A 2,311-nucleotide genomic window follows, 5' to 3' on the forward strand; every position below is an offset into this window, starting at 1 on the left:
TGGCGGGGACGGCGGCCACCGTGGTCCGGCTGCCGCGCGCCGAGCACGGCCGCGGGCTGGACCTGGCCGCGCTGCTGGGCGAGCTGCACAGCCGTGAGGTGCGGGCGGTGTTCCTGGAGGGAGGGCCGACGTTGGCCGCGTCCTTCGTGTCGGCCGGGCTGGTCGACCGGATCATCGCCTACATCGCGCCCGCGCTGCTCGGTCGCGGCAGGAGCGCGCTCGGGGGCGGCGGCATCGGGACGATGGACGACATCCTGCGGTGCGAACTCCTGGACGTGGCGCGGTCCGGGCCGGACGTCCGGCTGATCGCCCGCCCGCACCACTGACCCCGGTGCGGGCGTCGCGGTGCGGGCCGGGCGGTACCGCAAGGCGCAGGCGATACGGGAGGGGCGGGCAACGCCTCTACGTGCGGGAGACGTTGCGTTCGTAGACGAGGCGGAGGCCGATCAGGGTCAGCCACGGTTCGTGCTCGTCGATCACCGAGGACTCGCCCAGGACCATGGGGGCCAGCCCGCCGGTGGCGATGACGGTGACGTCGTCGGGATCGCCGTCCGGTCCGGCCAGTTCCTTGGCCATGCGCTCGGTGACGCCGTCGACCTGGCCGGCGAAGCCGTAGAGAATGCCGGACTGCATCGCCTCGACGGTGTTCTTGCCGATGACGCTGCGCGGCCGGGCCAGCTCGATCTTGCGCAGTTGCGCGCCGCGCACCCCGAGGGCCTCCACCGAGATCTCGATGCCGGGCGCGATGACACCGCCGGTGTACTCGCCACGCGCGGACACCGCGTCGAAGGTGGTGGCGGTGCCGAAGTCGACGACGATGCACGGCCCGCCGTAGAGCTCGACGGCGGCGACAGCGTTGATGATGCGGTCGGCGCCGACCTCCTTGGGGTTGTCCATGAGGATCGGCACCCCCGTCTTCACACCGGGCTCGACCAGCACGGCCGGGATGTCGCCGTAGTAGCGGCGGGTGACCTCACGCAGTTCGTGCAGTACCGACGGCACCGTGGAGCAGATCGCGATGCCGTCGATGCCCTCGCCCAGTTCCATGCCGAGCAGCGGGTGCATGCCCATGAGGCCCTGGAGCAGCACGGCCAGTTCGTCGGCGGTGCGCCGCGCGTCGGTGGAGATGCGCCAGTGCTCGACGATGTCCTCGCCGTCGAACAGGCCGAGCACGGTGTGGGTGTTGCCGACGTCGATGGTGAGCAGCATCGTCAGACCGCCTCGTCGCTCGGGGCCCGGCCTGCGGCGGAGTCGTCGGCGTCGCCGCCCGGGCCTGCGCCCCGGGTGGGCTCCGCGGTCTCCTCGCGCAGGTCGAGGCCGATGTCGAGGATCGGTGCGGAGTGGGTGAGGGCACCGACGGCGAGGTGGTCGACGCCGGTCGCGGCGTACGCGGCGGCGTTGTCCAGGGTGAGGCGTCCGGAGGACTCCAGCAGGGCCCGCCCGGCGACCAGTCGGACCGCCTCCGCGGTCTGCTCGGGGCTGAAGTTGTCGAGCAGCAGCAGGTCGGCGCCCTCGGCGAGCACCGGCTCGATCTGGTCGAGGCGGTCCACCTCCACCTCGATCGGCACGTCCGGGAACTGCTCGCGGACCGCCTTGAAGGCCGCGGCGACGCCCCCTGCCGCGATGACGTGGTTGTCCTTGATCAGGGCCGCGTCGGACAGGGAGAAGCGGTGGTTGAGGCCCCCGCCGCAGCGCACCGCGTACTTCTCCAGGCCGCGCAGGCCCGGTGTGGTCTTGCGGGTGTCGCGCACACGCGCGCCGGTGCCGTCCAGCACGTCCGCCCAGGCGCGGGTGGCGGTGGCGATGCCGGACAGCCGGCACAGCAGGTTGAGGGCGCTGCGCTCGCCGGTGAGCAGGTCGCGGGTGCGGGCCCGGACGGTGAGCAGCCGGGTGCCGGCGGCCACGCGGTCGCCGTCCTCGACGTGCCGCTCGACCTCGAACTCCTCGGTGCAGACGACGGAGAGAACGGCCTCCGCGATGCGCAGCCCGGCGATGGTGCCCGCCTGGCGTGCGGTGAAGTCGCCGGTGGCGACGGCGTGTTCGGGCACGGTCGCGACGGTGGTGACGTCCACGCCGCCGTCGAGGTCCTCGTCGATCGCGAGGTGGGCGATGTCCTCCACCTGGAGCGGGTCGAGCCCGGCGTCGGTGAGCAGATCGGCCAGGTCCGGGTCGAGCCCGCACTCCGGCAGGTCCGTGTAGGGGTCGCCGTCCTCGCCGGCGCAGCCGCAGCCGTCACCGCAGCCGCCGACCTGCGGGAGCGCGGTCGCGGCGTCGGCCGGGTCCCCCTCGGGGGGCACCTGCCGGGTCGGAG

The 2,311-nt window shown here is 73.4% G+C and carries 3 protein-coding genes; 1 reads left to right on the top strand and 2 read right to left on the bottom strand.

The features are described 5' to 3' along the window. Nucleotides 1-326: RibD family protein (locus ACYVE9_RS23465; protein WP_461029886.1), on the top strand; the 326-nt coding region annotated here is incomplete at its 5' end. 76 nt (nt 327-402) lie between these two features. Here the strand turns inward: ACYVE9_RS23465 and ACYVE9_RS23470 are convergent. Together ACYVE9_RS23470 and nadC are read right to left on the bottom strand one after the other, a co-directional pair. Next, nucleotides 403-1,209 carry a type III pantothenate kinase gene (locus ACYVE9_RS23470; protein WP_461029887.1) on the bottom strand — a complete coding sequence of 269 codons (807 nt, stop codon included), beginning with the start codon at nt 1,207-1,209 and terminating at the stop codon, nt 403-405. Nucleotides 1,210-1,211: 2 nt separating this feature from the next. Further along, complete coding sequence (gene nadC, locus ACYVE9_RS23475) at nt 1,212-2,297, bottom strand: carboxylating nicotinate-nucleotide diphosphorylase (protein WP_461029888.1); 1,086 nt, start codon at nt 2,295-2,297, stop codon at nt 1,212-1,214. Nucleotides 2,298-2,311: the final 14 nt, after the last annotated feature.

The sequence above is a fragment of the Streptomyces sparsus genome, assembly GCF_054776295.1.

Excerpts from the sequence above, each read along its gene's own strand:
- ACYVE9_RS23470 (WP_461029887.1), bottom strand. The coding sequence starts at position 1,209 with ATGCTGCTCACCATCGACGTCGGCAACACCCACACCGTGCTCGGCCTG.